General features: G+C 59.2%; 5 protein-coding genes and 2 pseudogenes. 5 read left to right on the top strand and 2 right to left on the bottom strand.

What is annotated here, in order from left to right; genetic code table 11:
• Nucleotides 1-340: 340 nt before the first annotated feature.
• Entirely contained in the window at nt 341-754 is a 414-nt protein-coding gene (locus K359_RS0145905; protein ID WP_029085026.1) for a hypothetical protein, read from the top strand.
• 536 nt (nt 755-1,290) lie between these two features.
• Nucleotides 1,291-1,530: a hypothetical protein gene (locus K359_RS65410; protein WP_029085024.1), complete on the top strand. Its 240-nt coding sequence runs from the start codon at nt 1,291-1,293 to the stop codon at nt 1,528-1,530.
• Between the two features lie 553 nt (nt 1,531-2,083).
• On the opposite strand, the pseudogene K359_RS56025 reads toward K359_RS65410, so the two are convergent.
• Together K359_RS56025 and K359_RS62625 are read right to left on the bottom strand one after the other, a co-directional pair.
• Nucleotides 2,084-3,916: pseudogene (locus K359_RS56025) on the bottom strand (ABC transporter ATP-binding protein).
• Nucleotides 3,917-4,135: 219 nt separating this feature from the next.
• The gene (locus K359_RS62625; RefSeq protein WP_156929087.1) at nt 4,136-4,273 is read right to left on the bottom strand and encodes a hypothetical protein; all 138 of its coding nucleotides are present in this window, start codon (nt 4,271-4,273) and stop codon (nt 4,136-4,138) included.
• 822 nt (nt 4,274-5,095) lie between these two features.
• On the opposite strand from K359_RS62625, the gene K359_RS0145870 reads away from it, so the two are divergent.
• The 3 genes and pseudogenes from K359_RS0145870 to K359_RS0145855 form a co-directional block, all read left to right on the top strand.
• Entirely contained in the window at nt 5,096-5,443 is a 348-nt protein-coding gene (locus K359_RS0145870) for a transposase (protein WP_029085023.1), read from the top strand.
• A gap of 684 nt (nt 5,444-6,127) precedes the next feature.
• Nucleotides 6,128-6,934: a glycosyl hydrolase gene (locus K359_RS0145860; protein ID WP_029085022.1), complete on the top strand. Its 807-nt coding sequence runs from the start codon at nt 6,128-6,130 to the stop codon at nt 6,932-6,934.
• Between the two features lie 306 nt (nt 6,935-7,240).
• A pseudogene (locus K359_RS0145855) lies at nt 7,241-7,490 on the top strand (transposase); the annotation flags it as partial.

Below are 7,490 nucleotides of genomic sequence, written 5' to 3'. Positions count from 1 at the left end.
GCCTTGGGAATGGAAGAACAGCCCCGTCCAGTCTGCGGCCTGATCGGGCGACCGCACCGCGCGATCATGCCGCGGCCCTCACCGGACGGTTACGACGTTTCCGACCTCCCACTGAACTGCATCGGGACACGCGCATGCGCTGACCGAACCACACGGAGATGCACCTCGTCTGCAAATTAATGAGCCGATCAACAAGCGACGTGCGTGGCTCTATCCAGTTGTTTGATCGCACCGGTGACATTAGACGCCGCGAGGCAGATTAGATGGTTTTTAAGTCCATGACCGCAAGAAGAACTGACCATCTCCGGCCGGAAGAACGTTGGTGCCTCGGATCCTAATCATGAATGCCGGTACGGCTCAAATGTCGGGCGCTGATCTGACAGCAGCTCAACTTTCGCTCGCCGCCAACTCGGCTTGCCGTTCAGCGTGGTTTGCTCAGGAGGGAGACCTCATAGTTTCCCCGGTAGCTATCCCAGCCGATCTGCTATCCTTCATCGGCGCGACGCTCAATATCGACGCCTCGAGCCTGTCGCAGCTTGTGCCTGGAGGCGCTCGCAAAGCACCGGTCCTTGATGATTGCACTCTGCTGTCCGAAGCGCTCGTAAAGCGAATCAGCAACTCCATATTCGTCAGAAATCGTCTTGGAGAATCTATCCCTGCTACTTCAGTGAAGGTGTTGCACGCTTGGCGGATGTGCTCTGTGTCGCGCAACCGGGAGATGACTTCGCTCTGCAGCGCGGTCCTGATCTATTGAATCGCAAGAGTCACTTCAGACAATTGGCGACGAGTGTTGGCCTTCTGTTGCCTAACGGACGCGTCACGACGAACCCAGACGAACTATTCAGAGCGGTCACCTCCCTGAGCTCTGAGACCGGCAGCGTAATTGTTAAGTTGGACAATGGAGCCGGTGGGGTTGGAAATGTCATCTTGACCGGCGAGGAGAGCAGTCCACTACCTGGGGCAAGAGATACGCAGCGGATTTCTTGGCGTCGTTTGATCCCGACGCACTCTGGTCCGAGATCACAACAGCGTCATGTAAGACTCTGGTCGTGGAATCTTACCACCCAGCTCAGTCTCTGTTCTTTCTCGAGTACGAGATCGCGGAGGATGGTTCAATCGTTTTCGTCAACAGCGGGAATATACGTCTACGCCGAAGCAAAGATCCGTCTGAGCGGGCTCTCATCTGGACAGGGCTGGAGCTTCCAAGCGACCTGAGCTGAGCAATGTTTGGCCGCCCAAGCACACTCTTATCGATTTGTGGATCTTGCGCGCACTCTGGGGTACCGCGGGATGATCAATATCGACGCCATTCTCGCGAGTGGCGGGCGGTTGCTGTTCAATGAGACGAACGGCCGCTGGGGCGGAGGCTCGGTGTTACACAGCATTGCGGTCCGGTTGCTGGGCGCCGAGTATTTGAAGTGCTACGTCATTCTATCCGTGAGAAACGTGCGATCAAGTTCTCTCCAGGCGGCGTGTGATCGTTTCTCAAGGACGGAGTTCTGTTCGACGGCACAAGCAAACAAGGCGTGATCCCGCTCGCTGCCGATCAAGAGGCAGGCACGGTGGAATGCATCGTGATTGCACGCGATAGGCCCACGGTCCACAATCTGCAGCGCCACTTATTGACGATGTTTGATCGAGATTACAACGGCATCTCCTAAACCAGCCATTCATCCTAATTTGGACCTGCTTCGCGAGCACCCGGGCGATCCCGATATCAACAAACGCAATAGAATCGCCGGGCCTGGCCACCATATCACCGGCGATCGCTGGAAGCTGGAAGCCGCAGCGCGGATCACAAGTTCGTCCGCGTCCTGATCAACGAAGCATCGCGCCCGGCCTTCTTCTCTCAGATCCGACCCGGCGAGAAGGAGAGAGCGCCATCGGCTTCCTCGGCGACGTCGTCGCTGAATCCAAGGCTGCGCATAAAGATCAACAACATCGGCAAAGCCGATCGCTTCATCCAAACGTCCCTACGCGAGTACCCATGCTCGCGTCTTCGAAACGCAAGCTCAGTGAGCCAATGATCGGCCAGTCTGACTTCATTCACTGTCGTTCACGGGGCAGCCTGCATGTCGAACCATCAGCCGGCCCGCCCTCCCGTTAGACCGACCTCTTCAGATTGCGTAACTTTGGATTGGGACTTGGCGCGCGCGGGCCTCCGAACGAACTCGGGCGCCTGACGTTCGAACAGGCCACGGTAGATGCCGCCCGGGCGCGCGGTAAGCATCTCATGCGTGCCCTGCTCGACGAGCTCGCCGCGATCGAACACCAGGATGCGATCCATGCTGCGCACGGTCGACAGCCGGTGCGCGATCACGATCGAGGTGCGGCCCTTCATCAGCCGCTCCATCGCCGGCTGGATCAGCGCCTCAGACTCCGAATCGAGGCTGGAGGTCGCCTCGTCCAGAATCAGGATCGGCGCATCCGCCAGGAAGGCGCGCGCCAGTGCCACGCGCTGCCGCTCGCCGCCCGACAGCTCGACGCCGCGCTCGCCCACCAGCGTGCCGTACCCCTTCGGCAGCCGCATGATGAAGCCGTGCGCATTGGCAAGCCGCGCCGCCTGCTCGATCGCCTCCAAGCCGGCGCCCGGCCGGCCATAGGCGATGTTCTCCGCCAGCGTGCGGTGAAACAGGATCGGCTCCTGCTGCACGATCGCGATCTGGCTGCGCAGCGATTGCTGCGTCGCCTTGGCGATGTCCTGACCATCGATCAGGATTTTGCCGCCGGAGACGTCGTAGAGCCGCTGGACCAGCTTGACGAAGTGCGTCTTGCCGGAGCCGGAGCGTCCGACCAGGCCGACACGCTCGCTCGCATCTATGTCGACCGACAGAGTGGAAGGTAACGTCGTCGAACACGATGCGGCCGCCCTGGATGCCGATCGGCCTCGCATCATCGGCATCGACAATGCCGAGCGGCTCGCCATGGATCTGCACCAGTTCCTCCATGTCGTTCACCGAACGCTGCAAGTTGTTGATGTGCATGCCGACATCCCGCAAGTAGGCGTGAATGATGTAGTAGCTGGTCAAGACATAGGTGACGTCGCCCGGCGTGGCGGCGCCATGCGCCCACAGCAGGATGGCACCGCCGATCACCGAGGCGCGGAAGCACAGCAGCACCAGGAGCTGCGCCGTATCGAGGTGTGGTTGTAGCGGAGCCAGGTCCGCCGCACCCGGCGGCGCCAGCGGCTGATGACGCCGTCGAGCCGGATGTCCTCGCGCGTCTCGGCGCCGAACGACTTCACCACCGCGTTGCAGGCCAAGGCGTCGGCCAGCGTGCCGCCGACCTTGGTGTCCCACGCATTGGAGAGACGTGCGGCTGGCGCGATGCATATCATCGTGAAGCCAATGGTGACAGCCACATAGAATAACGCCCCCAAGCCGACAACCCCGCCGAGCACGGACCAATGCACCCCCAGCAGGATCATCGAGCCGACGAGCACCACCAGCGACGGCAACAATGCGGCCAGCACCGTATTGTTGAGCAGATCAAGCGCCCACATGCCCCGCGTGATCTTGCGCACAGTGGAACCCGCGAACGAGTTGACGTGCCAGTCAGTCGAGAGTCGCTGCGTCCGCATGAAGCCCTCGCGCGCAAAATCTGACATCGTCTTAAGCGTGAACGGCACGATCGCCTGCAAGCCTGCAAGTCGCAGTATAACCGATAGCAGGCCGAGCAAGACGATGCAGCCGAACGAAACCGTCGCCGCGCGTTGCGCCGCAGGGTCGGAGGGGCCCAATGTCAGCGTATCGACTAGGTGCCCGGAGTACACGGGCATGAACAGGTCGGCCACCGTTGCGCCGAGAAAACCGACAAGGATAATCGTGACACGGAGGGGCTGCCTTACCCAATGCTCCAACACGAACGGGAGCACCACGCTGATCACGGCGGCTCGCTTCTTATCTCGAACGATCATGGCACTCGCGATTGTGATGCTCGCGCCTTTCGATGCGGACGCGATATACCCAGTGCTCGACGATCCGAGGCGAAACGGCAATGCCCGAGGGGCTTGGCCGTTGTCGCCTCGAGCTCAGAACGCACAGCGAATACTTGTACGTCCCTTGCCATGGCGCGTAGCATGCCGGCGTTATTTACCATATTGTGCTCGCTGTCAGACTTTCCATTCAGCGAGCAATCAACATGCAATTTTCTCGGCATTGACTTTCCACTTGTGCCAATCGCTCCAGCGCGCCGGCCATACCGATCCTGTCAGGAAGCCGATGGAGCGCCACAGCAAAGCACCAAGCCCACTGCATTCCCTGTAGTCAGTCATCGGACTCACCTCCGGCGCCAAAAGTGCCGCATTATGTTCCGATATGATGCTGTTCTCGCGAACACTGCAATGTTCTGGTATCACATGCGTGGATAAGAATGGCGCCCCGTCGCATCGGCTCAATCGGCAAGTCAGCTATTTTCGCCGGAGGTCATCGGCAGATAAGAGCTACGGTCCACGTTGCCCCCTCCTTTGACCGCCAAGGTAACGAAACCTCTTAATCATCCTGCCTTCCTTCACTGAAGCTTAAATCCGTACCTCAGTTCTGCGACAACTTTCAGCTTGTGATGTTTACGACTGTGCATTCCCAAGGAATCGTGATGCCACCGCTTTGACCAAGTCAAGGCACGAAATTCATGGGAGCTCCCGAGCACCAGACCCGCTGCGAGTGCTCTGGCTACACCAGTCCTCGCCTCGGCAATCGACGTGTCACTTACGGGTTTACCTGAGCAGATCCGGCGTAAAAGCGAGCAGCAAGCAGGCTACTCCGCAAATCAGCGTTGCGCGGTGTCGCATTTCCGACATCGCGGTGGTCAATTGGACACGGCCCGGCATGACGCAAACGTTGCTCCATGTGATGCGGGTCGCTCATCGTGCCGAGGTTGAGCGATTGTTTGAGTGACGCGTACGCGCCATGACGATGTCACCGCGCATGAGCTAAACCTCGGTGCATCTTTATCCATGAATGGTTCGCATCAAGCGTCTCGCGTAAGCGCCTAAGAGACCCCATCTGGCGGAGGGTGTGAGCGATCGGCTATCAGCCGCTGAGTTTGTGAGCCGATAAGGCTTCTATGTCTGCGCCTAATTCTGGAAACCTTCCATATGATCGAAGCGGTCGCCGACAGTCTTGAGGGAGCGCCGCGTCAGCTTCGCCGACGCTGGTCGGACGAGTTCAAGGAGCAAGTTGTGACAGAGGCGCTGGAGCCTGGCGCGAGCGTCTCGACGATCGCCCGCCGGATCGGCATTCACCCGTCGCAGTTGTTCGCCTGGCGCCGTGATGCTCGGGCCGAGCGGCATTATCGCTCACGGCACTCGAGTTGCGAGGTTGTGGTGGCGTCTGTGGAAGGCGCAGTGATCGAGATTGCCAAGGGCGAGGTAGTCGTGCGTGCCGGCGTGGATATCGACGAAGCGCACTTGCAGCGGGTGATCCGCGCGGCCCGTTCGGCATGATCCCCTCTGGTGTGAAGGTGTTCCTCGCCAGCCATCCAGTCGACTTCCGCAAGGGTATCCATGGCCTTGTTGCGCTTGTGCGCGATGCCGGCTCAGATCCGTTCGACCGTGCGCTCGCCAACGGCTGGCCGAGCAGCGAAATCGATGCGCTTATGCCATGGAACGCGGCCGCCTTACGGCCTCACCTTGCCGCTTACTTTCGGTCAGTTCGCATTGAGGGTAGAGGCATGTGTGGACGAAAGCCGTCGCCCACCACGGACGAACAACTGACTGCGCGCCAGCGCTGGTTAGACCGTCTGGCTATGAGATATAAGAGTCCCCCCATGAACGAGCCAGACGAATCCGACCTTTAGAAGGAGTCACGGCATTACCCATAAATTTGCGAACTTCGGTAAGTCGAACGAGAGCGCCACACTCTTTGTTGGACGTTCGCTCTAAGTATGTTCGAACTAGGCTAGTCATCCAGTGGATCGTTGCCACTGTCTCAGCAGGCTGTTGTCATCCGAAAGACGGCAAACCCGGGCGCGGCTCCACCTTTCTCCTCGAGCTCGTCAGCTTCTCGAAAGCCAACCTTCCTAGCATTCGAACCCGGTCTCTAGATGCCAATGCCGCCTATGCTGAACTAGGCTACCCGCTGGGCGGATCTGCAGGAGACTTCGTTATCATAATCGAAAGGAGAGCTTTATGGATTCCAATCGGATAAACGGTGGCGGCGCGCAAGGGTCCCCACCGGGGTACGTCCGGACACAGGAGGATCATGATCTATTTAGGCAGGCCGCGAATGAAGCCGGGTCATTATCATCTGCCGCGCTTGTATCGGCGCAGGCTCCGATTTGGAGTTCGAGCGCTCCATACGGAAGCTTTTCACGCGAAGGCTACTCTTGGAACAACGACGTATGGGGTCCGCGCCCTGGGCCTCAGACGATTTCGGTGAGTGGCGTCAACCGGTGGAGCGTATGGTCGAACCAGCCTAATACGCCGGGCATCAAGAGCTATCCGCACGAGGCTTTTAGTATCGGGAAACCGCTCAGTTCAATCAAAACTCTGAGCTCGAGCTTCAATCAGGAGGTTCCTACTGGCGGCGCCTGGGATGTCGCCTACGATATCTGGGACAGCTCAAACCAGCATGAGGTAATGCTCTGGACAAACTACACCGGAAACTCGGACGGGAGCGGCAACGTTAAGCCCATTTCATATCATTATGCCCCTTCCGGTGCGGCGATTCCGGTCTACAGCAATGTCAATGTAGGCGGAGCGACTTGGAACGTGTTTGAAGGTGAAGGCCCCGATGGTCACAAGGTCATCTCATTGCTGCGCACTTCGAAGACCAACAGCGGGACAGTGGACATCAAGAGTATCCTGCAGTGGATCAAGTCGAAGGGGTACTTTGGCGACATAAACGTCGGTAGCGTCCAATACGGCGTCGAGATTACCTCGTCCCCGGGGGGAAAGAACTTCAATTTCAACAACTGGTCTGTGACCTCGAAGTGAAGATCCGTGTGCGGGCGGCAAGGTGAGCTGCGCTTATGCCAATGAGCCACGCTGGCTGACGGCCTTAGCTTGCGCTTACCGCTCGCTCGCGGCCGTAATGGACACATTCCCGCCGCACCAGCCCCTGATGAAATGTCGCGGACGTTCTGTACGCGTTCGGTGATGGCTTCGCTGGAAGGATCACTCGCGTCGACTGCTTGACGGCCGGCCCTCGCGGTCAAGGCCTCTAGCAGGCTGTTGAAAAAGGTGCTCGCCGCCGACCAGCGACCGTGATTCATTGGCTCTGACGAGATTCGGAGATGGTGCGTGCGCGGCGGCGACAATCGAACGGGCGAGCTGTTCAGCTACGTCGATCTGGAGGCGCGGGTGCGGCGTGACCATCCGCTGCGAGCGATCCGGACGATCGTGAACGAGGCGCTGTCGACGCTGGAGCGCGAGTTTGCCGCGCTCTATTCGCCGATTGGGCGGCCGTCGATCCCGCCGGAGAAGCTGCTGCGGGCGATGCTGTTGCAAGCGTTTATTCGATCCGCTCGGAGCGGCTTTTGATCGAACGGCT

The sequence above is a fragment of the Bradyrhizobium sp. th-b2 genome (assembly GCF_000426785.1).
GTDB classification, from domain to species: Bacteria; Pseudomonadota; Alphaproteobacteria; order Rhizobiales; family Xanthobacteraceae; genus Bradyrhizobium; species Bradyrhizobium septentrionale.
This window is presented reverse-complemented; position numbering and strand designations above follow the sequence as displayed.

Bases quoted from the DNA above. Each gene is read 5' to 3' on its own strand.
- K359_RS0145870 (WP_029085023.1), top strand. From the start codon at position 5,096: ATGATCGAAGCGGTCGCCGACAGTCTTGAGGGAGCGCCGCGTCAGCTT.
- K359_RS65410 (WP_029085024.1), top strand. From the start codon at position 1,291: ATGATCAATATCGACGCCATTCTCGCGAGTGGCGGGCGGTTGCTGTTC.
- K359_RS62625 (WP_156929087.1), bottom strand. From the start codon at position 4,273: ATGACTGACTACAGGGAATGCAGTGGGCTTGGTGCTTTGCTGTGGCGC.
- K359_RS0145905 (WP_029085026.1), top strand. From the start codon at position 341: ATGAATGCCGGTACGGCTCAAATGTCGGGCGCTGATCTGACAGCAGCT.
- K359_RS0145860 (WP_029085022.1), top strand. From the start codon at position 6,128: ATGGATTCCAATCGGATAAACGGTGGCGGCGCGCAAGGGTCCCCACCG.